Here is a 23293-nt window from a genome sequence, read left to right as displayed (position 1 = left end):
AGGTGCGCGCACCTCACGCAAGGCCACCGGACACGGGCGCATGGCGTTCGGCGCTACGGTGTGCGTCCGCGCGTGCTCAAGGGCCCACGGGCGGGGCCACCTGGAGCAGCGCAGCCCCTACGGGCTCGTGCTGAACGTCGCGGACTAAGCGGAATCGTACGGCGGCATGGCCTGCGACAGCGCGGCGTCCAGCAGCGCGGTGGCCACCGCGGCGATCCCCTCGCCGCGGCCGGTCATGCCCAGGCCGTCGGTCGTTGTCGCCGACACCGACACCGGGCCGCCCAGCACGTCGGACAGCACCTGCTGCGCCTCCGCACGGCGCGGTCCGATCTTGGGCCGATTGCCCACCACCTGTACGGCCGCGTTCACCACGCGGAGCCCGTCGGCCTCGATGAGAGTCCGTACGTGCGAGAGCATCTGGACTCCCGAGACACCCTCCCACTCCGGGCGACCGGTGCCGAACACGGAACCCAAGTCACCCAGACCCGCCGCCGACAGCACCGCATCGCACAGCGCGTGGGCGCCGACGTCGCCGTCGGAGTGGCCTTCACACCCCGGTTCGTCGGGAAAATACAGACCGACCATCCAGCACTCGGCGGACGCGTCGACGCGATGGGCATCGGTACCGATGCCGACCCTCATCGCCCACCGACCATGTCGCGCACGATACGCAGGTCCCAGGGCGTGGTGATCTTCATGGCAAGCGGGTCTCCGGGGACGAGGTGGACATCGATTCCGCATGTCTCGACGAGGCCGGCGTCGTCGGTCGCGATACCGGCGTCATCGGCGTGCGCGCGGAGGAGGGCGTCACGGGTGAAACCCTGGGGGGTCTGTACGGCGCGCAACTCCTCGCGGTCGACGGTCCGCGTCACGCGTTCGAGACCGGCCGGGCCGGGCTCGACCTGTTTGAGGGTGTCGACGACGGGAACGGCGGGGACGACCGCCTGATGCCCGGCGCGGATCGCGGCGACGACGTCGGTGAACACCCGCGCGGGGGTGAGTGGTCGCGCGGCGTCGTGCACGAGCAGGATGCCGGCGTGGCCGGCGGCGGCGATGCCGGCGCGCACCGAATCCGACCGGTGAGCGCCACCGGCGACGACGCGCACGCCGGTCAGCAACGCCGATGCCCGCTCGACGAGGTCGGCGGGCACCACGACGACCACGGTCGCCCCCAGCGAGGCGGGGATGTTGTCGACGCATCGCTCGAGGATCGTCCGTCCACCCACGTCCACGAAGGCCTTGGGCACCGGCTCACCGAGCCGGGTTCCCGACCCGGCGGCCGGGATGATGACACAGACTTCTGCGCCGGAAAGCTCCGGCGTAGGGGTCACGAAGAGTCCTGAACCAGGTGCGACCGGCGGTCAGGAAGCGGCGGCGAGAACCTCGTCCAGCATGCTGGTGGCCTTCTCGTCGTCGGTGTTCTGGGCGAGTGACAACTCGTCGACCAGAACGCGACGGGCTCGGGTCAGCATCCGCTTCTCACCGGCCGACAACCCACGATCCTGTTCGCGACGCCAGAGGTCGCGGACGATCTCGGCGACCTTGATGATGTCGCCCGAGATCAGCTTCTCCTGGTTCGCCTTGAACCGGCGCGCCCAGTTGGTCGGCTCCTCGGTGTGCGGGGCCCGCAGAACCTGGAAGACCTGATCGAGACCTTCCTGCCCGACGACGTCGCGAACGCCCACGTACTCGAGCTTCGTCGAGGGAATCTGAACGGTCATGTCACCGTCGGCAACCTTGAGAACAAGGTATTCGATCTGCTCACCCTTGATGGTCCGGGTCACGATGTCTTCGACCCGGGCAGCACCGTGATGGGGGTAAACGACGGTGTCGCCAACTTTGAAATTCAATGTTCCTTGCCCCTTTCGAGTGAAGCCAGTCTAGCACGGGCGTTCCGAGGCACCCACCCAACGGTGCAGGTCAACGCGGTGAACAGGTTTCATGACAGGCTCTTGCGAGGTCGCGAGGGGTGCGCGGTGAGGGTGCGCTACCCCACCGGAGCTCCCCGTCGGCCTGGCGCGGGGTACGCCCCACCACGGTGTCGACCGGGCTCCCCGGCACCGCCCGCCGACCCCTGGGACGACGTGGGCACGACCACCCGGCGACCGCTGCGGGGCCGTGGCGCCGGCGACGGCGACAGACCAATCGGGTACCCGGCCGGACTTTTCCGCACCGCGCCCACTACGCTGCGTAGTGCAGGGTTTCGCGCGCTGCATGTCGGCTTCGTTTGACCTGGGAGGATCGGGTGTCAGTGCTATCACTTTCCGCGCGGCGGTCGGCGGTTCGGCCATCTCGCATGGTGACCGCGGTTGCCGCGATCGGCATCGCCGTCGCCCTCGGCACCACCGGCTGCGGTGCGGGTCAGATCTCGCAGACCGCCAATCAGCTGCCCGCGATCAACGGCGCGAACGTCAACTACGACGAACTCGAGCTCCGCGACGTGCAGATCCTCTACCCCGAGAACGACGCATCGACGGTCTTCGGCGACGGCGGACCGTTCGAGCTGGCGTTCGTCATCGCCAACTCCGATCCGCTTGTCTACTACCGCCTCAAGGGGATCAACCCCGAGGAGGGGCAGGTCACCTTCATCGAGGGCGCTGAGGCCGATGACCGCGTCATCCCGCCCAACGGGGCGCTGCGCGGCGGCACCCCGGTCGGCGCCAACGCCGAGTTCGAGAAGCGCCTCAGCGTCGAGCTCGACAACACCGGTGACACGGTCGCGGCGGGTCTGACGACCGAGCTGACGTTCGTGTTCGAGAAGCGCGAGGCCGACGGCCGCTGGGTCGATGCCGGCCAGACCACCGTCGACGCCCCGGTCGACGGCGGCGCCGAGCTCGAGCGCCAGGACGTGGCACGTAACGCCGAGCCGACCTTCTACAACTAGCATCACGGCGACGAGGGCCACGGCGAAGAGGGCTCCGGGGCCGGCACCGGCGAACACGGCGCCGACGGCGAGGGTCACGGCGAAGGCGGCCACTGACCACCGGTCGAACCACTTCCACGAGCGAGGCCCGGCACCCGCCGGGCCTCGCTCGTTCTGTCGGCCCCGCCACCTAGGCTGACCGGGTGGCCAGAACCAAGACGTCCTTCCGCTGCACCGCGTGTGGCCATCAGGTGCCCAAGTGGGTGGGCCGCTGCCCCGAGTGCGGCGAATGGGGCACCATCGGCGAGGTGGCCGGGCCGGCACCGTCGGCGCGCTCGACCGCGGCGGTCGCACCGTCGAGCCCCGCTCTGCGCATCACCGAGGTCGACGCCGAATCGTCCGCCGCGATCCCCACGGGCATCGGCGAGCTCGACCGGGTGCTGGGCCGCGGCGTCGTCCCGGGCTCGGTCATCCTGCTGGCCGGTGAGCCCGGCGTCGGCAAGTCGACGCTGCTGCTCGAAGCCGTCAAACACTGGGCGGCACAGGACCGCACGGCGCTCTACATCACCGGCGAGGAATCTGCCGGGCAGGTCCGCATGCGGGCCGAGCGCACCGGCGCGGTGCACCCGAACGTCTACCTGGCCGCCGAGACCGACCTCGCGACGATCCTCGGCCACGTCGACTCCGTCGCGCCGTCACTCATGATCGTCGACTCGGTACAGACCCTCGTCGCCTCCGGGGCCGACGGCGTCACCGGCGGCGTGACCCAGATCCGGGCGGTCACGACCGCACTGGTCTCGCTCGCCAAGAACCGCGGGGTCGCGGTCATCCTCGTCGGCCACGTCACCAAGGAGGGCGCGGTCGCCGGGCCGCGGTCGCTGGAGCACCTCGTCGACGTCGTACTCGCGTTCGAGGGTGACCGGCACTCGACGCTACGCATGGTCCGCGGTGTCAAGAACCGGTTCGGTGCGGCCGACGAGGTGGGGTGTTTCGAACAGCGCGACGACGGCATCCATCAGGTCCCGGATCCCTCCGGAATCTTTCTGCATCAACGTGATTCGGATGTGAGCGGCAGCGCGACCCTGGTGACCATGGACGGCAAACGCGCACTGGTGGGCGAGGTCCAGGCGCTGGCGAACGGCACCGAGATGAACATTCCGCGCCGGGCGGTCTCCGGCCTGGACATGAACCGCGTCTCGATGGTGCTCGCGGTCCTGCAGGCACGCGGGGGTCTGAAACAGATCGCGAAGAGCGAGGTGTATCTATCCACGGTGGGCGGCATGCGCGTGACCGAGCCGGCCGCCGATCTCGCGATCGCGCTCGCTGTGTACTCCACGGTGAAGAACCAGCCGATCCCGCAGTCGACGGTGGTCGTCGGCGAGGTCGGGCTCGGCGGTGAGGTCCGTCGTGTCTCGGCCGTCGCGCGCCGACTCGCCGAGGCGAAGCGACTCGGCTTCCGGGAGGCGATCATCCCCGCGGCCACCGACGAGGAACTGCCGACGGGCATCCGGATCCTGCGTGTGGCGAACCTCGGCGACGCCGTCGGTCTCCGCGACGCCGATCCGGTGGACGCGCCCTTCTGACCCGTCCCCCTGGCCGCTACGCCTAGGGGTACATCCGGCGTTTGTACTCCTCCGCCCGGGCGCTCTTCTCGACATGGGCGGCGAAGTGCTTCCGCACATCGATCGTCACGAAGATCGCGTGTGCGCTGGCCACCGGCTCGTCCGGATTACCGATGTGGGCGACCGCCTCGGTGAAGATTTTGCGGCGCTGTCGGCCCAGCAAGGTGCCGGTGAACTGCAGCGTCGAGCCCACCGGGATGGGCCGGATGTAATCCACCTCGAGATGCACCGTCACCCCGGAGGGCCCGATCAGGAGCGGGATCGTGCCCATCACCTCGTCGAACGCGGTGCTCAGGATGCCGCCGTGGATGACGCCGGGGCCGCCCTCCATCCGGGTCTCGACCTCCATCGACGCGTCGACGGTGAACCCCTCACCCGCATGCACCACCAGATGCAGGCCCTGCGGGGAGTCCGGTCCGCAGCCGTAGCAGGTCGGGTTGTGCATGCGGACGGGTTCGCCCGGCTTGGCCGCCTTCGGGTGGCGTTCCACCTCGTCCAGGTCGTCGGGCACCACGAAACTGCTGCTCTTCACACCCCGGTACCCTAGTCACCATCAGAACGGCCGATGTCGCTGGCATCCGGCCCGGCGCGGGTGGGCGCCGTCCCCGCGGGGACGGACGGGTCACTGGAGGGAAGTCATGGTTGCCGAGGTGGTCAGATCCGAGCTGACGCGCGACACGGTGGCGCGCGTCGCGCCCGGCACGCCGCTTCGTGACGGCCTCGAACGCATCCTGCGAGGCGGCACCGGCGCCCTCATCGTGCTGGGGCACGACTCCGACGTCGAGAAGATCTGCGACGGCGGTTTCCACCTCGACGTGGAGTTCGCGCCGACGCGACTGCGCGAGCTCGCCAAGATGGACGGCGCAGTCGTGCTCTCCACCGACGGCAAGCGCATCGTGCGGGCCAACGTCCAGCTGGTCCCCGATCCCTCCATCCCGACCGAGGAGTCGGGCACCCGTCACCGCGCGGCGGAGCGGACCGCCATCCAGACCGGGCATCCGGTGATCTCGGTGAGCGCGTCGATGTCGATCGTGAGCGTCTACGTCGACGGCGCCCGCCGGGTCGTCGAGAGCCCGGACCCGATCCTGTCCCGCGCCAACGTCGCGCTGGCCACCCTCGAGCGGTACAAGGCCCGGCTCGACGAGGTGATCTCGGCGCTGTCGCGCGCGGAGATCGAGGACTACGTGCTGCTGCGCGACGCGATGTCGACCGCCCAGCGCATGGAGATGGTCCGTCGTGTGTCGGCCGAGATCGAGGAGTACGTCCTCGAACTCGGTGTGAACGGCCGGCAGGTCAGCCTGCAGCTCGAGGAGCTGATCAGCGACAACGACACCATGCGCGAACTGCTCGTCCGCGACTACTACGCCAGCCCCGAGCCGGCGACCGCCGAGGATGTCCGCCAGGCGCTCGAGGTCGTCGAGAACCTCAGCGACGCAGACCTTCTCGACCTCACCCTGCTCGCCGGGGCCTTCGGGTACCCGACGACGATCGAGGCCCAGGACACGGCGATGAGTCCCCGCGGTTACCGTCTGCTCGCCCGGATCTCGCGGCTGCAGTTCGCCCACGTGGACCGGCTCGTGCGCAGCTTCGGGACCCTACAGGCGCTGCTCGCGAGCTCGTCGGCCGATCTGCAGGCGGTCGAGGGTATCGGCAGCATCTGGGCCCGCCACATCCGTGAGGGACTGTCCCGCCTGGCCGAGACCAGCATCGAGCGCTACGACTGATCGCCTGGCCCGGCGAACGTGACCGTCGCTCAGGGCTGTTGGGCCGGGGCGACCATGTTGAACGTGATCGGGAACGATTCGCGTTCGCCGATCTTGCCGATGGCGGAGTAGGAGCCGGCGGGCACCTGGGTCCGCGGGCGCTCGCAACCGGGGCTGCTGGTGGTACCCGACCAGGTGATCGTGTCCTTGACCTGCTGCGCAGGCTTGAGCACCACGTTGTTGACCGTGTTCAGCGGCGAGCAGTCGCGCGCTGACCACAGCGTCCGGGTGCCGTCCAGGGTGCGGACGATGACGTTCTGCACGGCCTTGCCGACGTCGCGGGTGCACTCGGACAGTCCGGCGTTGGTGGTCACGATGGTGAACACCGGGTTCTGTCCGATCGTGTAGGTGGGCTTGTCGGTGTAGAGGACCACCGAGATCGCCTGATCCGGGCACAGGGCAGGCCCGCCGGCTGCTCCGGGAACGCCTGCTGGACTTGCTGATTCGACCGGGGTCGCGGACCCCGCGGGCGGCCCCGCCGGAGCACCCGCCCCGCCGCCGGCACCGCCCCCCGCATCCGGTTCACCGGAGGCGCCACCCGCCTGCGGTTCCGACGCGGGCGGCGCGGATGTCGTCGACGACGCCGACGAACTCGACGACACGCTCGCGGTGGCTGCGGTGTTCTGCGGATCCCCGCTTCCCGACGTCATCCACACGATCAGTGCGACGACCAGACCGACCACGACCAGCGCACCACCCGCGGCGACGACGCGGCGTCGCCAGTAGATCTCGGGTGGCAGCGGGCCCTGGGGTTCGATCACGACCACAACGCTAACGGCCGGGTCTTGACTTCTGGTTCATCACGTGCGGCGTGTCGCAGCGGGAAAGCGGTCCCGAGCAGGCAAAGTCTAGAGTTCGCCTTCAGGTCCACCGCATGCGGAGACGAATACGACGTCAGGCAGACTCGGCCGCCACCGCGGTGGGCGCCGGGCGTTCACCGATGTCCCCGTACACGCCCTGGACGTTCACCTGACCCTCGCTGAGCTGGTAGGTCAGGCCGACGATCGCCAGGCGGCCGGTACTGATCCGGTCGGCGATGATCCGGCTGCGCTGCATGAGCAGCTGCCCGGTCTCCACCACATGGCGGGCCTCGAACTCGTCGACTCGTGTCAGGCCCTCGCTACGGCCGGCGAGGATGCTGGGGGTGACCCGTTCCACGACGTCGCGGATGTAACCGCCGGGGATCTGGTTGTCGTCGAGCGCGTCGAGGGTGGCCTTCACCGCGCCGCAGCTGTCGTGTCCGAGGATCACGATGAGCGGCACCTGCAACACCTCGACGGCGTACTCGAGCGAACCGAGGACCGCCGAGTCGATGACCTGACCGGCCGTGCGGACGACGAACATGTCGCCGAGACCCTGGTCGAAGATGATCTCGGCCGCCAGCCGCGAGTCGGCGCAACCGAAGAGCGCGACGTGCGGATGCTGGCCCCCGGCGAGTCGCGCCCGGTCCTCGATACCCTGGCTGGGATGCCGAGATTCACCTGTCACAAATCGGTTGTTGCCGTCGCGCAGGATGCGCCAGGCCTGCCGTGGTGTCGTTGCGGTCATGCCCAATAGTGTGCCATCGGGCCATCTGCTCGGTTGGTTCGATATGCATGAACGGGATCTTCCGTGGCGTGACCCGTCGTGTAGCGGCTGGCAGATCCTCATCAGCGAGATCATGTTGCAGCAGACGCCGGTGTCCCGGGTGGTCGAACCCTGGCGGGAGTGGGTCCGGCGGTGGCCGGTCCCCTCGGCGATGGCGGTCGAACCGGCCGGGGAGGTCCTGCGGGCGTGGGGCAAGCTCGGCTACCCCCGACGCGCGCTCCGCCTTCACGAGTGCGCCAAGGTGCTGGCCGCCGACCACGGCGATCGGGTTCCCGAGGATGTCGAGACCATGCTGGGACTGCCCGGTATCGGGGACTACACCGCACGGGCGGTCGCCTGCTTCGCCTATGGACAGGCCGTGCCGGTGGTCGACACCAACGTCCGGCGGGTCATCGTCCGCGCGGTTCACGGGCGCGAACAACCGGCGAATCCGTCGCGGCGGGATCTCGCCGACGCGCAGGCGCTGCTCCCCCGGTCCGTCGACGGCACCTACGCCGCGTCGGCACCACGCTTCTCGGCGGCGCTGATGGAACTCGGCGCGCTCGTCTGCACGGCTCGAAACCCCAAGTGCGACAAGTGCCCTCTCGTCGACGGTTGCACCTGGGTCGGCCGCGGCCGGCCGGCGCACGCCGGACCGCCGCGCCGGGTGCAGAAGTTCGCCGGCACCGATCGTCAGGTGCGCGGGCTGCTCCTCGATGTCCTGCGCAACACGAGCGGCGCCGTCGACCGCGCCGCACTCGACGTCGTGTGGACCTCCGACACCGCCCAGCGTGACCGGGCCCTGGATTCGCTGCTCGTCGACGGACTCGTGGAGATCACCGCGAGCGGACGCTACTGCCTCGCCGGCGAGGCATAGTCCGCCGGGACTCCGCCGAACGGCACCGAGACGGCTGTACCGGAACTCCGCTCGAGCCGGCGATGACAGACCTCATAATCCGTGCCGGGTTCATTGACCAGTCGTTTGATCGTTCGGAGATAGTCTCCCACCACGCCCGGATCGTTGCTAATGTCCCGATCCATGAGTCAGCCGCCGTATCCCCCTGTCCCGCCGCCGGACCCGCAGCAACCGGGCGGCTTCCCCGGGCAGCAGCCGCCCCAATACGGGCAGCAGCCGCCGCAGTACGGGCAGCAGCCTCCTCAGCAACCGCCGTACGGCCAGCAGCCGCCGCCGCAGCCGCAGTACGGCCAGGCCCCGCCTCCGCCGCCTCCGGGCGGGCCGCAGTACGGTGACGCCGGGGCCTATCCCGGAGCCCCGGATCCCTACGGCGCGCCGGGAGATTCGGGCAAGATCGACGTGGGCACCGCGTTCTCGTGGGCCTTCGGCAAGTTCAAGAACAACGTCGGCGCGATGATCCTGCCGGGCCTCGCGGTGTTCCTGTTGGGCGCAGCACTCATCGCGGTGGGGTTCTCCGCGGTGTCGATCTTCGGCACCACCGAGACCGTCGACTACGGCAATGGCTTCTACTACGAGGAGACGTCGCTCGGCCTCGGCGGCGGCATCCTCCTCGGCCTGGTGTACCTCGTTTTCATCCTGGGCCTCCTCTACATCCAGGCGAGCATCATCTCGGGCGCGGTCCGGGTGGCCAACGGCGAACCGGTGACGGCGAAGTCGTTCCTGACCCCGATCCGCTTCGGGCCGGTCATCGGAACCGCGATCCTCGTCGGCCTCATCACGGGTATCGGCTACGCGCTGTGCATCATCCCGGGCATCATCGCGATGTTCTTCCTGATGTTCTCGGTGGTCGCGACCATCGACAAGAGTCTGTCGCCGATCAACGCGATGAAGGCGTCCTTCGAGTTGACCAAGTCGAAGGTCGGCGACTCGATCCTGACCCTGCTGGTCACCTACGCCATCAACCTCGTCGGTGTGCTCCTCTGCTACGTGGGACTCATCGTCGCGGCTCCGGTGGCCCAGTTGTTCCTGGTGCACTGCTGGCGCCGGCTCAACGGCGCGCCCATCGCGCCGGCCGACCCGGCCTGACGCCACCCGTTCCTTCTCGGGGCGTACACGATTCGTCGTGTACGCCCCGAATTACGTTGCGCAGCAGCCTCAGCGGTCGAGGCCGGACAGAAATGCCTCCACCGCACCGCGATAGACATGCGGCGCGTCGTCGTGGATCAGATGTCCGGCACCCGGCACGCGGAGGTATCGGGCGTGGTCGTTGACCGCGCACATCGTCCGCATCTGCCCCGGCGGGGTGACCCCGTGCTCGGCCTCGATCAGCAGCGCCGGCACGTCGACCGAACGCCATTGCGTCCAGAAGTCGCGTCGGCCCCATTCCTCGGCGATCGCGGCCCACAACGGAATCCGACCGTGTAACCGGCCGTCGTCGAAGGCCTCGAAGAAGTAGCGGCCGGCCACCGGCCCGAACATCTCGACGGCTTCGGCCTCGGAGGCGAATCGGTCCGGCCAGGACTCGAACCACGGGGTCCAGCTCGTGGTGGTCCGGCCGCGGAAGTCGGGGGCCATGTCCTCGACGACCAGCGCCGAGACGAGTTCGGGGTACTCCGCCGCCGCGCACCAGGCGTGCAGGGCTCCCATCGAATGCCCGATGAGGACCGCAGGCCCGCGGTCGATCCAGGTGAGGACCTCCGCGAGATCGGCGACGAACCGCTCCGTCGCGAGTTCGCCGTCGTCGCAGGGTTCTTCGGCGTCGGCGCCGGTGTGGAGGGCGGCGTCGTAGGTGAACACCCGGCCGTACCGGCGCAGCCACGGGACCTGGCGGCGCCATGTCCGTCCGCGGCCCATCAGGCCGTGCAGCAACACGATGGGCGGCGCCGCGCGCTCGACTGCGGCCGACGATCCGTTCGCGTCGTCCGCGACTTCGGGACCACCGTGGTCGCGAAGTCCGGTCTCCTGCGGAACCTCACCGTCGAACATGCCAGAACTGTAGTCGCAGAACCGCAGTGCCACCGACGAGCGGCACGGGGCCCGACCGCCGTGTCGTGGTTCTCCAGACGACCGGACCCGCGCAGCGCCTATGGTGGACGCATGTCTGTTGTGAAGATCAATGCCATCTCCGTCCCCGAGGGCGCAGGCCCCGAACTGGAGAAGCGGTTCGCCAATCGCGCCCACTCGGTCGACGGGTCCAAGGGGTTCCTCGGATTCCAGCTGCTGCGTCCGGTCAAGGGTGACGACCGCTACTTCGTCGTCACCGAGTGGGAGTCCGAAGAGGACTTCCAGGCCTGGTCGGCGGGCCCGGCCCGTGAGGCGCACTCCGGTGAGCGCGCGAAGCCGGTCGCCTCGGGTGCCGATCTGCTCGAGTTCGAGGTCGTGCTCGACGCGCGGCCCAAGTCCTGAGACGAGCACGCCCTGACCCCTGAACCGGCGGCGGGCGAGTCGCTCGTCGCGCCCATGTTCCCGCTCGGCACCGCCCTGGTGCCGAGCGCGGAACTGCCGCTGCGCATCTTCGAACCGCGCTATCGGCAGATGCTCGACGACCACGTCGACACCTCGTCCGACCCACCCACGGTCCGATTCGGCGTGGTGCTGATCGAGCGCGGTTCCGAGGTCGGCGGCGGCGAGTCACGCTGCCGCGTCGGCACCCTGGCGCACGCCGAGATCACCGACCGGCTGCCGGACGGCCGCGCGACGCTGACCGCGATCGGCCGACGCCGGTTCCGGGTCGAGGAGTGGCTGCCCGACGATCCATATCCGCGCGCCCGCATCACGGTGTTGCCCGAGCGGACCCCGAGCCGCTCCGATCTGGCCCGTCTGCGCGACCTCGCCGAACGACACCGCGAGCTGATCCGGCGGAAGTTCCGCGCCGCCGGCGAGGACCCCGAGCCGATCATCGCCGCCTTCGCCCTCATCGACTCCGATCCCCGGGCCGCGGACCTCTCGCCCATCCACCGGTGGGCGGCGCAGACGGCGGGACAACCGCATGACCAGCAACGACTCCTCGAGGCCGAGGACCCGACCGATCAGATCGAGATCCTCCACGACGTGATGCAGGGGATGGAGGCCCGGGTGGCCTTCGGGAGTTCCTGACGACCACCCCTGGCATCAGAGTTAGAACGTGTTCTAGTATTGCGTGTGCCGTAGTTCACACCTGTCCGTCGGCGGCTGTCGGCCGCCCACGCCCGGACAGGCCCCGTCCTCTGAGGAGCACACGCGTAATGACCGAGACCGTGGAGTCCCAACCCGCCACCCTCACCGGCGGGGGCGATCAACCCCAGTTGCTCATCGGCGGCCGATGGGCCGATCCCCATTCCACCGAGACCCTCGAGGTCCACTCCCCCGCCACCGGTGAGCGCGTCGGTTCGGTACCGCTCGCCGACGCCACCGATGTCGACGCCGCGGTCCGCGCGGCGCGCGCGGCCTTCGACTCCGGGGTCTGGAGTTCGACGCCGCCCGCACAGCGCGCCGACATCATCGCGAAGGTCGCCGATCTGATCGACGAGCGGGGCGACGAGATCACCGCGCTCGTGTCGGCCGAGATGGGCGCGCCGCCGAGCGCGATCAGCACCCTCCAACAGCTCCCCGGCACCGGTGTCCTGCGCGCCTACGCCAACGCGGCCCGTGACTATCAGTGGGAGGAATACCGCACCGGCCTGTTCGGCACCACCCGCATCACCCGCGAACCGGTGGGCGTCGTCGGCGCGATCTGCGCCTGGAACGTCCCGCTGTTCATCACCTGCAACAAGATGGGTGCCGCACTGGCCGCGGGCTGCTCGGTGGTGCTCAAACCCGCACCCGAGACCCCCATGACCGGCAACTACATCGCGCAGCTGTTCATCGAGGCGGGCGTGCCCGCCGAGGCGATCTCGGTGGTCACCGGCGGCGCCGAGACCGGGCAGGCGCTTGTCGCGCATCCCGACGTCGACAAGATCACCTTCACCGGTTCGACCGCGGCCGGCAAGGCGATCGGCGCCGCCTGCGCCCAGACCCTCAAGCGGTGTTCGCTCGAGCTGGGCGGCAAGTCGGCCGCCATCGTCCTCGACGACGTCGACCTCGCCGCGAACGCTTTCATGCTGACGTTCCTCGGCCTGTTCAACACGGGCCAGGCATGCGTCGCGCAGACGCGAATCCTGGTGCCGCGCAGCCGACAGGACGAGATCGTGGCCGCGATGGTCGAGGCGGCGAAGGCGATGAAGGTCGGGCTGCCGTCCGATCCGGAGGCCCAGCTCGGACCGCTGATCACCGAGAACCAGCGGAACAAGGTCGAGGAGTATGTCGAACTCGGCAAGAAGGCCGGCGCCACCGCGGTTCTCGAGAGCGAGCGGCCGGCCGGACTCGACTCCGGTTACTTCCTCACCCCCACGATCTTCACCGGCGTCACCAACGACATGGCCATCGCGCAGGAGGAGATCTTCGGGCCCGTGCTGTCGGTGATCGCCTACGACGACGTCGACGAGGCCATCGCCATCGCCAACGACTCGAGCTACGGACTCGCCGGCACGGTGTGGACGAACGACGTCGAGCGCGGTATCGAGATCTCCACCAAGATCCGCACCGGAACCTTCGGGATCAACTGGTACGCCATCGATCCCGAGTCACCGTTCGGCGGTTACAAGAACTCGGGCATCGGCCGTGAGAACGGCCGAGAAGGCCTCGAGTCCTTCCTCGAGCACAAGTCGACGATGCTGCCGATGGGCTACGAGGTGTCCACGGGTTAGACCTCCCGCCTCTCACAGGGGGGAATCGGGGCCGGACGACGCGTACGTCCGGCCCCGGTTCTTGTTCTTGATGCGAGCGCCGAGTTGAAGCCACCACCCCCGCTGGTTGAGCCGGCACCGAGCGCAGCGAGGCGCCGAGTCGAAGCCACCTGGTGACCTCGACAAGCTCGGCCAGCGGGTGGGACGCTCGGCCAGCGGGTGGGAGCGCAACAGCTTCGCTACGCCCCCACCGCTGGTTGAGCCGGCACCGAGCGAAGCGAGGCGCCGAGTCGAAGCCACCTGGTGACCTCGACAAGCTCGGCCAGCGGGGTAGAGGCTCGGCCAGCGGATCGGAGGCTCGCCAGCGGGTGGGAGGCTCGCCAGCGGGTGGGAGGCTCGGCGAGACACGTTGCTACGCCCTTCGAGGCTCGCTTCGCTCGCACCTCAGGGAGCAGGAAGGGGCCCGCCCGCCAACTCGAGCACCGCTGCCGCACCGGTATCGGCCGGCGGCTGGTGCGTGACCACGACGACGATGCGGTCGGGCCCGAACAGGTCCCGCTCGGCCCCCAGGAGGCGCCGCAACAGTTCGTCGGAGTCCGCCTCGTCGAGATGCTCGGTCGGTTCGTCCAGCAGGACGACCGGCGCGGGATGCAACAGTGCGCGGGCGAGCAACAGTCGCCGCCGCTGCCCGCCGCTCATCGCATCGGCCCCACCGGTGAGGACGGTGTCCAGACCGTCGGGAAGTGCTGCGGCCCAGCGCTGCAGCCCGGCGGCCGCCAGCGCGGCGTCGATCTCCTCGTCGGTGATGTCACCGCGGGCGACGCGCAGGTTCTCGCGGACCGACGTCGAGAAGATGTGCGCCTCCTCGGCGAAATAGCATCCCGCCGAACGTAACCCGACGATCGAACCGTCGCCGACGTCGACCGCCTCGACGTCCCCGGCCATCGGCGGCAACAACCCGGCGAGGGTGAGGAGCAGCGTCGACTTCCCCGCCCCGCTCGGGCCGGTGACCACCAGACGCGAACCAGGTCGCAGGTCGAGATCCACGCCCGCCGCGGGACCGAGGACCTCCCGATCCCGGTGTCCCCAGCGCAAGCCCGTGGTCCTCAGGCGCACCGGAGACCGATACACCTCGGCGTCGGTTACATCGACTGTTCCGTCGGCGTGCGCCCCGTCCACCAGCGCCATGAGCCGGGCCGCACTCTGTCGGCTCCGCTCGATCTGCAGCCCGGCCTCGGTGAGCGGCGCGGTGGATTCGAAAGCCGACAGCGGCAGCAGGACGAGCACACCGAGGATCATCGGCGTCAGTCCCGCCCCCGAACTCACCCCGGCGAGCGAACCCGAGTTCGCCGAGGCCAATTCGACGGCGATGACGCATGCCGCGAGCAGCGACGCACCCAGAGCCAGCGGAGTTGCCGCCGCGGCGGATGCCTGCCACCGGATGCCCAGGTCCGTGGCGTCGAGATGGCGGCGATCCGCCGCTGCGGCCGCTGCCAGCGCGCGATGGCGTCTGCGTGCGACGACGAGTTCGGGCGCGTGCCACAGCGCCGTCGTGGCGGCCTCCGTCGCCTCGGACGCGGCCTGCGCGCCGTCGCGGATCGACCGGGCACCACCACGCGCGGCCAGCCACGGCGCCACACCGCCGCTGACGGCCAGCGCGAGTGCGAGCACCACGGCCGCCGGCACCGAGACCAGCGCCATCACCACCACTGCCGCAAGCGATGTCGTGGCACCGATGCCGATCGGGATCAGGCCGCGGATGAGGGCGTTGCCGATCTCGTCGACGTCGTCACCGGTCCGGTTGAGCAGTTCACTCCGCCGCAACGTGACCGAATAACCCGGTGCGCCCGACGCCAACGCCGTGTACACGCGCTGCCGCGCGGTGGCCATGGCCTGCAGGGCGAGATCGTGGGTCGCCAGCCGTTCCAGATAGCGGAACACTCCGCGCGAGATACCCAGCGCCCGGACCGCGGTGATCGCGACCGACAGGTACAGCACCGGCGGCATCTGCCACGCACGGGTGATGAGCCAGGCCGACAGCGCCGCCAGGAAGAGGGCCGAGAGCGAGCCGCCGACACCGAGCGCGAGCGCGGTGAGCGCGGGACGCCGGCGCAGGCCGAGGAAGCCCAGAGCCCGGATCAACGGATCACCGCGCATGGTCCACCTCCTCGGCCGTGCCCGCGGCTGCTGCGCCGGTGGCCGCCGGGAAGTCCACCACCCGGTCCGCGTACTCGCGGGCGACGCCCCGGTGCGCCACCACGACGACGGTGTCCCCGGCCCGAGCGCGATCGCGGAGTGCGGCGAACACGTCGCGCTCGGACGCCTCGTCGAGGTGGGCGGTCGGTTCGTCGAGCAGCAGCAGCGGCGCCGGCGAGGCGAGGACTCGGGTCAGGGCGAGGCGCTGCCGTTGTCCCGCGGAGAGCCCGACCCCGCCGGATCCCAGCACCGTGCCGAACCGGCCCGGCAGTCCACCCAGGACTGCGGCGAAGCCTGTTGCCGCGGAAACCGATTCGAAGGCGTCGCGGTCCAGCGCGCCGAACAGCTCCAGGTTCTCGGCGACCGTGCCCGGCACGATCACCGGTTGCTGGGGCAGCCAGGCGATCTGTTCGTGCAGCGCCGCCGGATCGGCCTGACCGACCGGGGTGGACCCGATCAGCACCGATCCCGCGTCCGGAGCGAGCAGGCCCATGATCGCCGCCAGCATCGTCGACTTGCCCGACCCGTTCGGTCCGGCGAACACGGTCAGCGCCCCGGGTTCGATCGTCGTGCGGAGGCACTCCGGCGCCCATCCGTCGCGCCCGTGGATGCCGACGTCGAGCACGGTGATCGGTTCGCCTGCGACGCTGACCCCACGATTCCCGGTGGCGGACGGCGTGGCCGCCTCAGACTGCGGTGTGATGAGCTCGAAGACCTGCTCGGCTGCGGTGAGGCCGTCGGTGGAATTGTGGAACTGCATGCCGACCCGACGCAGCGGCAGGTATGCCTCCGGCGCCAGGATCAACGCGAAAACGCCCGCGTACAACGACATCTCGCCATAGACCAGACGGAGACCAATCCCCACGGCGACCAGTGCGACGCAGAGCGTGGCCAGTAACTCGAGGACGGCGCCCGACAGGAACGCGACCCGCAGCGAACTCATCGTGCTGCGGCGGTGGGCTTCACCGAGTTCACCGACCCGAACCGCCGGGGCGCCGGCCCGGTTCAGTGCGCGCAACGTCGGCAATCCGGCGATGAGGTCGAGGAGCTGGGCGCTCAGCCGGCTCATCGTCGCCAGCTTGCGTGTGGTGCGATCGCGCGTCATCAGTCCGACGAGCACCATGAACAGCGGGATGAGGGGCAGGGTGACGAGGATGATGAGCGCCGACGGCCAGTCGGCGAACGCGATGACCACCGTGACCGTCGGCGTCAGAACCGCCGCGGCCACCAGGGTCGGCAGGTAGCCCGACAGATACGGCCCGAGGGCGTCCAGCCCGCGCAGGAGGACGGTGCTCGCGTGTTCGCGGATCGCCGTCAGCGATCGCGGCGACGTGCGGGCGGGATCGGTGAGGACATCGAGGGCCTCGGCACGCATCTCCGCGATCGCACGCTCGGCGGCGCGGTGCGCGTATCGGTCGTGTCCGTATGCCATCGCGGCCCGGGCCGCCAGTGCTGCGGCCAACACGGTCAGGTGAACGCCCTGCGCGGCGAACGACCGCGCCCCGGGCGACACGATCAGTTCGGAGACGATCGACGCCACCATCGCGGCCACCACGATGATCGCGACCACCTCGGCCACCGCGAACGCCGCGGTGACCCCGACATACCGCCGCGTCGTCGGCGAATACCGCAGCAGCCGGGGGTCGAGCGGAGGCCGGGCGGTGCGTCTCACTTGCTCGGGATTCGCAACGACGGAAGTCCGGCCGGGTCCGGGATGTGCGCGACCGACAGTCGCTTTCGGAACACCCAATAGGTCCAGGCCTGGTAGCCCATCACCACCGGGGTGATGAGCACGGCCGCCCACGTCATGATCGTGAGGGTGTAATCGCTCGACGACGTGTTCTCGATGGTGAGGTTCCACTGCGGATTCAGGGTCGACGGAATCGTGTTCGGGAAGAGCACGGCGAACAGCGTGGCGACCGTGCCGGCGATCGCGATGCAGGTGAACATGAATGCGTAACCCTCGCGGCGGATCTGGGTGGCGGCCACCATGCCCACCGCGGCGACGGCGGCGATGAGCACCGGAATCCAGGTCCACGAGCTGCCGTAGGCGAACTGGGTCCACAGCAGGAACACGGCGGCCACGATCAGTGTCGGCCAGGCCAGCCGGGCAGCGTAGCGAGCCGAATCCTCCTGCAGCACACCGGAGGTCTTCAGCGAGATGAACACCGCCCCGTGGGTGAGGAACGCGAGCAGGGTCGTGGCGCCGCCGAGCAGGGCATACGGGTTGAGGAGGTTGAAGAACCCACCCGTGTACTGGGCGTCAGCGTCGATCGGGAGCCCGCGCACGATGTTGGCGAACGCCACACCCCACAGGATCGCCGGAATCCACGAACCCAGCCCGATTCCGACGTCGCACCACACGCGCCAGCGGGGGTTGTTGATCTTGCCCCGCCACTCGATCGCGCAGACCCGCACGATGAGCCCGATGAGGATGAGGAACAGCGGTAGGTAGAACGCACTGAACATGGTTGCGTACCAACCGCCGAAGGCCGCGAACAACGCCGCACCCGCGGTGATGAGCCAGACCTCGTTGCCGTCCCAGACCGGGCCGATGGTGTTGAGGAGCGCGCGGCGCCGTTTGTCGGGGTCGGCTTCGGGATCGTCGGCGGCGACCTTGTCGTCGCCGCCGGTGTGACTCGAACCGAGGATCGGCATCAGCATGCCGACACCGAAATCGAAGCCCTCCAGTACGAAATACCCGACGAACAGGAACGCGATGACCAGGAACCAGATTTCTTCGAGACTCATGAGCACGCTCCTCTAGTACGCGAACGAGAGCTGTTTGGGTTCATCGGAATCGGACTCGTCGTCGTCGGTGTGGCCCGGCGGTCGCGCATCGTGTGCGGCCGGGCCCTCGATGACATAGCGCCGCTGCAGCATGAACCACACGATGCCGAGGGCACCGTAGAGCAGCGTGAAACCGATCAGCGTGACGAGCACGGTGCTTGCCGAATGGTTGGACACACCGTTCTGCACCAGCATGCTGATCCGGAGCGGGTCGAGGTCGTCCTCCCAGTTGGGCGCCACGACCCACGGCTGGCGTCCCATCTCGGTGAAGATCCAGCCGGAACTGTTGGCCAGGAACGGCGTCGGGATCATCAACAGGGCGATGAAGCCGAAGCGTCTGGATTCGACCACCCGCTTACGGCGCGTGAACCACAGTCCGCCCAAGGCCACGACCACCGAGCCGAGCGCCCAGGTGATCATCGCCCGGAAGCCCCAGTAGGTCACGAAGAGGTTGGGTGCGAAGTTCTGGTTCGCCGGCACGTTCGGCTGTCCGGCGAAGGCCCGGGTGTACTGCTCCTGTAGTTCCTCGACGCCCTGCAGAGTCGAATCGAAGTCGTGATTCGCGAGGAACGACAGCATCTTCGGGATCTCGATGACGTGTTCGATGTTCTCGCAGTTGTTCTGGCGGCCGATCGACAGAACCGAGAAACCCGGACCCGTCTCGGTCTCGCACAGCGACTCGGCGGACGCCATCTTCATCGGCTGCTGTTTGAACATGATCTGCGCCTGGAGGTCCCCGGTGATGAACAGCGCGACACCGGAGACGATGGTGATCCACAACGCGAGTCTGGTGACCGGCCGCCAGAGGTCGCGGGCGTCCTTCTCGAGGTCCTCGGGTGTGGCGTCGACGTGGCTCGGCGAGGTGCTGTCCGGGATCTCGGACAGGTCACCGGTGTCCGCGGCCTCGCGGATCTTCTTGGCCCGCCATGAGTTCCGCGCCATCCACCAGATGCCGATGGCCGCGACGAAGGTACCGGCGGTGAGGAAGGCGCCGGCGATGACGTGCGGGAAGGCCGCCAGGGTCGTGTTGTTGGTGAGCACCGCGACGAAGTCGTTCATGGCAGGCCGGCCGCGTTCGTCATCCCATGTGACGCCGACGGGGTGCTGCATCCACGAGTTCGCGGCGATGATGAAATACGCCGACGCGTTCACACCGATGGCGGCCAACCAGATACAGGCCAGGTGCACGCGGCGCGGCAGGCGGTCCCAGCCGAAGATCCAGAGCCCGATGAACGTCGATTCGAGGAAGAAGGCGACGAGACCCTCCAGGGCCAGTGGCGCGCCGAAGACATCGGCGACGAACCGGCTGTACTCGCTCCAGTTCATGCCGAACTGGAACTCCTGGACGATGCCGGTCGCGACACCGAGCGCGAAGTTGATCAGGAAGAGCTTGCCGAAGAACTTCGTGGCGCGCAGCCACTGCTCGTTGCCGGTGACATGCCACACCGTCTGCATCACCGCGATCATCGGCGCGAGGCCGATCGTCAACGGCACCAGGATGAAGTGGTAGACGGTCGTGATCCCGAATTGCCATCTGGAGACGTCCAGAGCGTCCATATCGCCTCGAATCGAGTTGCCGGCCCCCGGGCTGCGGGGGCAAGGTCGAAACCTGCCGGGTACCTACTACTAGCGGTAGTAGTAGGTCGTAGGCGCGACGTTACGCCTGGTCACCGGGCCCTTACAAGCGCCAAAGGTCCCGCCGACCAGTTCGAAGCGGTGTCTTCCCTCTCACCCACGCGGGTGTGTGCCCCAGGCGGACGAGATCAGGTGGGGGTGACCGGGATCAATTGTCGTCCACCGAGATGGCCCGGTCGACCAGATCGGTGAACTTCGCGGCGTCCGCGGCGAGCGGCATCACGTACCGGTTGAGATGGGTGACCCGCGCCGCGAGGGTCACGCTGCTCACCAGCCAGACCGAGTCGGCCGCCACCAGATCCTCGGGCCGTAGGACGTCGGTCTTGGTCGTCCAACCCTCCTGTTCCGCGACATCGAAAACCGCACGCACGGTGGTCGACTCGAGAATCCCGATCTCGGTCGGCGGTGTGACCAGGGTGTCGGAGTACACGGCGACGACCGTGGCTCGGGGCCCTTCGAGGACGGCGCCCTCGCTGCTGACGAAGATCACGTCGTCGAAGCCCTCGGCCGACGCGTGGCGCAGGGCCGCCATGTTCGTGGCGTAGCTGAGGGTCTTCGCGCCGAGGAGCTGCCAGGGCGCCGTGGCGGCGAGGTCGATCGAGAAGCCGCGAGCGAGGGTGACCACCCGGACACCGTCCGCACGCGCCGCCGACACCCGGTCGGGCACCGCGTCGACGGTGACGTACGCGGTCGGCGCCGAACCGTGCTCGCGTCCGCGGGAGTAGACGAGCCGCAGCAGTGCCTCACCCGACGACCCGTGCTTCTCCGTCCACGCCTGCGTCGCGGTCTCGATCACCGCCCGCCACTCGTCGAGATCGGGCTTGTCGAGTTCCATCGCGGCCGCACTCCGGGCCAGTCGCTCGAGATGCAGTCGGACGCATCGCGCCCGGCCGCCGCGCACGAGAAGCGTCTCGAAGATGCCGTCACCGCGCACCGCGGCCAGGTCGTCGGCGTGGAGGAAGGGAGCGTCGGCATCGTGTCGGGTGCCGTCGAGGGAGACAAGGATCGAATCCGCCATGGATAGAAGGTTGTCATGCGTCGCAGCCCCGCGCCGAATCGACCCGTAGAATCGACGCGTGAGCCGCTCACCCATCCTGACCAGGCATTCCGAGGGCGGGGCGGTGCCCGGCCCCGGCGACCTCCTCTCCGCCGACACCGCGTGGCACTACGGCGACCCCCTCGGCGAACAACGAGCCGCACAACGTGGCGTGATCATCGTCGACAGGTCCGACCGCGCCGTTCTCGAGATCGCCGGCGCCGAACGCCTGACCTGGCTGCACACCATCAGCAGCCAGCACATCGCCACCCTCGCCGACCGGTCGAGCGCCGAAGACCTCTCTCTCGACCTCAACGGTCGTGTCGAAGAGCATTTCGTCCTCACCGACATCGACGGCGTGGCGTGGATCGACACCGAGGGTTCCCGCGGCGGACCGCTGCTCGACTTCCTGACCAAGATGGTGTTCTGGGCCAAGGCCGAACCCGCCGCGCGTGCGGACATGAAGGTCCTGACGCTGATCGGGCCCGGGGCCCTCGACGGTCCGGTCGCTGATCTCCTGGAGATCGGCGCGGACGCCGTCGTGTACCAGGCGGGCGGGTTGCCCGAGTCGCACCACGAGGACGAACCGCTCGGCTTCTGGCGGCGCATGCCCCCGCTCGGCGAGGACCGGGACCTGCCGGTCGTCGACCTCGTGGTGCCCGAGTACGTGCTGACCCGCTGGTGGGACACGCTGTCCGAGGCCGGCGCGCGAATGGCCGGCAGCTGGGCTTTCGAAGCCCTGCGCGTGGCCGCCCGCCGACCCCGGCTCGGCGCCGACACCGACGAACGCACGATCCCGCACGAGGTCGACTGGATCGGCGGTCCGGACGAGTTCGGCGCGGTCCACCTGGACAAGGGTTGCTACCGCGGCCAGGAGACCGTCGCCCGCGTACACAACCTCGGCAAGTCGCCTCGACGGCTGGTCCTGCTGCATCTGGACGGGAGCGTCGACGAGCGACCCGTCCCCGGCGACCCGGTCACCGTCGGCGGACGAACCGTCGGCCGGGTGGGCACGGTCGTCGACCACCATGAGTGGGGTCCCATCGCGCTGGCACTCGTCAAGCGCAACGTCGGCGCCGACGTGGAGTTGTCGGTCGGGGCCGAGTCCGCCGTCAGCGCGCGGATCGATCCGGATTCGATTCGCGACGACGATCGGGTCCAGGCGGGACGCGCGGCCGTGGAACGACTCCGCAGCGGTTCGGCGGCGCCGGGACGCAACGGTTGAGCACGGGTGTGGTGCTGGCCGTGTGCGCGGCCGGCGACGACGTGATCCTAGAGGGCATCGGCCCCTCCGCCATCGACAAGCGGCCCCGCAGAGGGCGCCTCGACGTCGACGAACTCGGTCTCGTCGACGACCACGTGGGTAACAAGCGACACCACGGCGGCGTCGATCAGGCGGTGTACGCCTACGCCGATCCCGAGGCGCGCCGATGGGCCGACGAGCTCGGACGTGAGCTTCCTTACGGATGGTTCGGGGAGAACCTGCGCATCGACGGGATGGCGGTCACCGATGCGGTCGTCGGGGAGCGATGGGAAGTCGGCACCGACGGGCTGGTCCTCGAGGTGACCATCCCTCGCGTCCCCTGCAAGACCTTCGCGGTGTGGGCGGGTGAGCCACGCTGGATGAAGCGGTTCCTGGCGCAGGCAGATTTCGGCACCTACCTGCGCGTTGTCCGCGACGGCACGGTGGCGCAGGGCGATCGGATCACCGTCGTTTACCGCCCCGGTCACGGTGTGCGATCACGTGATCTGCTCGCCGGCGGTGACGTCGAGGCGATCCGGTCGTTGCTCGCGCAGGACGATCTACCCGCGAAGGTCCGCCGCGAGGCGACCAAGATGGTGAACAAGTCGCAAAGACGCGTCGGCGCGGCAACACAGGGTGGACAACACAAATCCTAGAGGCGCGCTAGACTGGTCCCCACGACAGAATTACTTCAAGAGAACGGGGCCGCCAATTGTTTGGCCGCCCCGTCATTGTGCGAGGGGGTCCCATATGGGCCGCGGCCGGGCAAAGGCAAAGCAGACGAAGGTTGCACGTCAGCTGAAGTACTCCACTCCGAACACCGACCTGGAAAGCTTGCAGCGTGAGCTCTCCGGACAGGGCGATCCGGTTGTAGAACGACCGGATCCGGTGGACGACTGGGTGGACGAAGAGGAGTGGCGACGCGCTTGACGCGCACACTCTTCGGGCGTTGATCTCTCG

General features: G+C 69.0%; 22 protein-coding genes and 1 pseudogene. 11 read left to right on the top strand and 12 right to left on the bottom strand.

Translation table 11 applies throughout. The features are described 5' to 3' along the window. Positions 1–144: 144 nt before the first annotated feature. Genes ispF through KB201_RS04240 form a run of 3 tightly spaced genes read right to left on the bottom strand, consistent with a single transcriptional unit; the run spans position 145 to position 1850 of the window. On the bottom strand, positions 145–642 hold the full coding sequence (ispF, locus tag KB201_RS04250) for a 2-C-methyl-D-erythritol 2,4-cyclodiphosphate synthase (RefSeq protein ID WP_078112992.1): 498 nt from the start codon (positions 640–642) through the stop codon (positions 145–147). Next, positions 639–1331 (bottom strand): 2-C-methyl-D-erythritol 4-phosphate cytidylyltransferase, encoded by a 693-nt coding sequence (gene ispD / locus KB201_RS04245; protein WP_055475226.1) that lies wholly within the window; start codon positions 1329–1331, stop codon positions 639–641. The genes ispF and ispD overlap by 4 nt, the downstream gene beginning before the upstream one ends. A gap of 30 nt (positions 1332–1361) precedes the next feature. Beyond that, complete coding sequence (locus KB201_RS04240; RefSeq protein ID WP_004020903.1) at positions 1362–1850, bottom strand: CarD family transcriptional regulator; 489 nt, start codon at positions 1848–1850, stop codon at positions 1362–1364. 446 nt (positions 1851–2296) lie between these two features. Between KB201_RS04240 and KB201_RS04235 the strand changes: the two are divergent. Together KB201_RS04235 and radA are read left to right on the top strand one after the other, a co-directional pair. After that, positions 2297–2980 (top strand): annotated as a pseudogene (locus KB201_RS04235) (hypothetical protein). An 86-nt stretch (positions 2981–3066) separates the two neighbouring features. Further along, a complete protein-coding gene (gene radA, locus KB201_RS04230; RefSeq protein WP_055475228.1) occupies positions 3067–4446 on the top strand; it encodes a DNA repair protein RadA in 1380 nt (459 codons plus the stop codon). 22 nt (positions 4447–4468) lie between these two features. Here the strand turns inward: radA and KB201_RS04225 are convergent, their stop codons facing one another. Further along, a complete protein-coding gene (locus tag KB201_RS04225; RefSeq protein ID WP_055475229.1) occupies positions 4469–5017 on the bottom strand; it encodes a PaaI family thioesterase in 549 nt (182 codons plus the stop codon). A 106-nt stretch (positions 5018–5123) separates the two neighbouring features. On the opposite strand from KB201_RS04225, the gene disA reads away from it, so the two are divergent. After that, a complete protein-coding gene (gene disA / locus KB201_RS04220; protein WP_055475230.1) occupies positions 5124–6209 on the top strand; it encodes a DNA integrity scanning diadenylate cyclase DisA in 1086 nt (361 codons plus the stop codon). 29 nt (positions 6210–6238) lie between these two features. On the opposite strand, the gene KB201_RS04215 is transcribed toward disA, so the two are convergent. Together KB201_RS04215 and KB201_RS04210 are read right to left on the bottom strand one after the other, a co-directional pair. After that, positions 6239–7009: a hypothetical protein gene (locus KB201_RS04215; protein WP_058252679.1), complete on the bottom strand. Its 771-nt coding sequence runs from the start codon at positions 7007–7009 to the stop codon at positions 6239–6241. Between the two features lie 133 nt (positions 7010–7142). Beyond that, the gene (locus KB201_RS04210; RefSeq protein WP_065629170.1) at positions 7143–7796 is read right to left on the bottom strand and encodes a carbonic anhydrase; all 654 of its coding nucleotides are present in this window, start codon (positions 7794–7796) and stop codon (positions 7143–7145) included. On the opposite strand from KB201_RS04210, the gene KB201_RS04205 reads away from it, so the two are divergent. Together KB201_RS04205 and KB201_RS04200 are read left to right on the top strand one after the other, a co-directional pair. Then, a complete protein-coding gene (locus tag KB201_RS04205) occupies positions 7795–8691 on the top strand; it encodes an A/G-specific adenine glycosylase (RefSeq protein ID WP_065629169.1) in 897 nt (298 codons plus the stop codon). The two genes, KB201_RS04210 and KB201_RS04205, sit on opposite strands and share 2 nt — an antisense overlap. Positions 8692–8853: 162 nt before the next feature. After that, complete coding sequence (locus KB201_RS04200) at positions 8854–9816, top strand: hypothetical protein (RefSeq protein WP_065629168.1); 963 nt, start codon at positions 8854–8856, stop codon at positions 9814–9816. 69 nt (positions 9817–9885) lie between these two features. Here KB201_RS04200 and KB201_RS04195 read toward each other — a convergent pair whose 3' ends face one another. After that, positions 9886–10716 carry an alpha/beta fold hydrolase gene (locus KB201_RS04195; RefSeq protein WP_211538460.1) on the bottom strand — a complete coding sequence of 277 codons (831 nt, stop codon included), beginning with the start codon at positions 10714–10716 and terminating at the stop codon, positions 9886–9888. A gap of 111 nt (positions 10717–10827) precedes the next feature. Between KB201_RS04195 and KB201_RS04190 the strand changes: the two genes are divergently transcribed. The 3 genes from KB201_RS04190 (at position 10828) to KB201_RS04180 (ending at position 13454) form a co-directional block, all read left to right on the top strand. Then, positions 10828–11136, top strand: a complete 309-nt coding sequence (locus KB201_RS04190) for an antibiotic biosynthesis monooxygenase (RefSeq protein WP_035717146.1) — start codon at positions 10828–10830, stop codon at positions 11134–11136. Between the two features lie 54 nt (positions 11137–11190). Next, positions 11191–11826 carry an LON peptidase substrate-binding domain-containing protein gene (locus tag KB201_RS04185; protein ID WP_058252601.1) on the top strand — a complete coding sequence of 212 codons (636 nt, stop codon included), beginning with the start codon at positions 11191–11193 and terminating at the stop codon, positions 11824–11826. A gap of 128 nt (positions 11827–11954) precedes the next feature. Then, positions 11955–13454 (top strand): aldehyde dehydrogenase, encoded by a 1500-nt coding sequence (locus tag KB201_RS04180; protein WP_211538459.1) that lies wholly within the window; start codon positions 11955–11957, stop codon positions 13452–13454. A 423-nt stretch (positions 13455–13877) separates the two neighbouring features. On the opposite strand, the gene cydC is transcribed toward KB201_RS04180, so the two are convergent. The 5 genes from cydC to KB201_RS04155 form a co-directional block, all read right to left on the bottom strand. Next, the gene (gene cydC / locus KB201_RS04175; protein ID WP_211538458.1) at positions 13878–15590 is read right to left on the bottom strand and encodes a thiol reductant ABC exporter subunit CydC; all 1713 of its coding nucleotides are present in this window, start codon (positions 15588–15590) and stop codon (positions 13878–13880) included. Next, entirely contained in the window at positions 15580–17301 is a 1722-nt protein-coding gene (gene cydD, locus KB201_RS04170; protein WP_211538457.1) for a thiol reductant ABC exporter subunit CydD, read from the bottom strand. Before cydD ends, cydC begins: the two co-directional genes overlap by 11 nt. Continuing rightward, positions 17298–18380, bottom strand: a complete 1083-nt coding sequence (gene cydB / locus KB201_RS04165) for a cytochrome d ubiquinol oxidase subunit II (RefSeq protein WP_065629163.1) — start codon at positions 18378–18380, stop codon at positions 17298–17300. Before cydB ends, cydD begins: the two co-directional genes overlap by 4 nt. A gap of 12 nt (positions 18381–18392) precedes the next feature. Beyond that, positions 18393–19976 (bottom strand): cytochrome ubiquinol oxidase subunit I, encoded by a 1584-nt coding sequence (locus KB201_RS04160; RefSeq protein WP_065629162.1) that lies wholly within the window; start codon positions 19974–19976, stop codon positions 18393–18395. Positions 19977–20202: 226 nt separating this feature from the next. Further along, positions 20203–21072 (bottom strand): aminodeoxychorismate lyase, encoded by an 870-nt coding sequence (locus KB201_RS04155; protein ID WP_065629161.1) that lies wholly within the window; start codon positions 21070–21072, stop codon positions 20203–20205. 58 nt (positions 21073–21130) lie between these two features. On the opposite strand from KB201_RS04155, the gene KB201_RS04150 reads away from it, so the two are divergent. The 3 genes from KB201_RS04150 (at position 21131) to KB201_RS04140 (ending at position 23263) form a co-directional block, all read left to right on the top strand. Continuing rightward, positions 21131–22315 (top strand): folate-binding protein YgfZ, encoded by a 1185-nt coding sequence (locus KB201_RS04150; RefSeq protein WP_165630551.1) that lies wholly within the window; start codon positions 21131–21133, stop codon positions 22313–22315. Beyond that, on the top strand, positions 22312–22989 hold the full coding sequence (locus KB201_RS04145; protein WP_249145091.1) for an MOSC domain-containing protein: 678 nt from the start codon (positions 22312–22314) through the stop codon (positions 22987–22989). The genes KB201_RS04150 and KB201_RS04145 overlap by 4 nt, the downstream gene beginning before the upstream one ends. 94 nt (positions 22990–23083) lie before the next feature. Further along, positions 23084–23263, top strand: a complete 180-nt coding sequence (locus KB201_RS04140; protein WP_010842099.1) for a DUF3073 domain-containing protein — start codon at positions 23084–23086, stop codon at positions 23261–23263. Positions 23264–23293 lie beyond the last annotated feature (30 nt).

The sequence above is a fragment of the Gordonia sp. SCSIO 19800 genome (genome assembly GCF_018132775.1).
GTDB lineage: Bacteria > Actinomycetota > Actinomycetes > Mycobacteriales > Mycobacteriaceae > Gordonia > Gordonia hongkongensis.
Note: the sequence above shows the minus strand (reverse complement) of the source record. Positions and strands in the feature narration are given on the sequence as shown.

Coding starts and splice junctions, on each gene's coding strand:
- disA (WP_055475230.1), top strand. CDS start 5,124: ATGGTTGCCGAGGTGGTCAGATCCGAGCTGACGCGCGACACGGTGGCG.
- KB201_RS04155 (WP_065629161.1), bottom strand. CDS start 21,072: ATGGCGGATTCGATCCTTGTCTCCCTCGACGGCACCCGACACGATGCC.
- cydC (WP_211538458.1), bottom strand. CDS start 15,590: ATGCGCGGTGATCCGTTGATCCGGGCTCTGGGCTTCCTCGGCCTGCGC.
- cydB (WP_065629163.1), bottom strand. CDS start 18,380: ATGAGTCTCGAAGAAATCTGGTTCCTGGTCATCGCGTTCCTGTTCGTC.
- KB201_RS04200 (WP_065629168.1), top strand. CDS start 8,854: ATGAGTCAGCCGCCGTATCCCCCTGTCCCGCCGCCGGACCCGCAGCAA.
- KB201_RS04160 (WP_065629162.1), bottom strand. CDS start 19,976: ATGGACGCTCTGGACGTCTCCAGATGGCAATTCGGGATCACGACCGTC.
- KB201_RS04205 (WP_065629169.1), top strand. CDS start 7,795: ATGCCCAATAGTGTGCCATCGGGCCATCTGCTCGGTTGGTTCGATATG.
- KB201_RS04140 (WP_010842099.1), top strand. CDS start 23,084: ATGGGCCGCGGCCGGGCAAAGGCAAAGCAGACGAAGGTTGCACGTCAG.
- ispF (WP_078112992.1), bottom strand. CDS start 642: ATGAGGGTCGGCATCGGTACCGATGCCCATCGCGTCGACGCGTCCGCC.
- KB201_RS04180 (WP_211538459.1), top strand. CDS start 11,955: ATGACCGAGACCGTGGAGTCCCAACCCGCCACCCTCACCGGCGGGGGC.
- KB201_RS04210 (WP_065629170.1), bottom strand. CDS start 7,796: ATGACCGCAACGACACCACGGCAGGCCTGGCGCATCCTGCGCGACGGC.
- KB201_RS04195 (WP_211538460.1), bottom strand. CDS start 10,716: ATGTTCGACGGTGAGGTTCCGCAGGAGACCGGACTTCGCGACCACGGT.
- KB201_RS04185 (WP_058252601.1), top strand. CDS start 11,191: ATGTTCCCGCTCGGCACCGCCCTGGTGCCGAGCGCGGAACTGCCGCTG.
- KB201_RS04190 (WP_035717146.1), top strand. CDS start 10,828: ATGTCTGTTGTGAAGATCAATGCCATCTCCGTCCCCGAGGGCGCAGGC.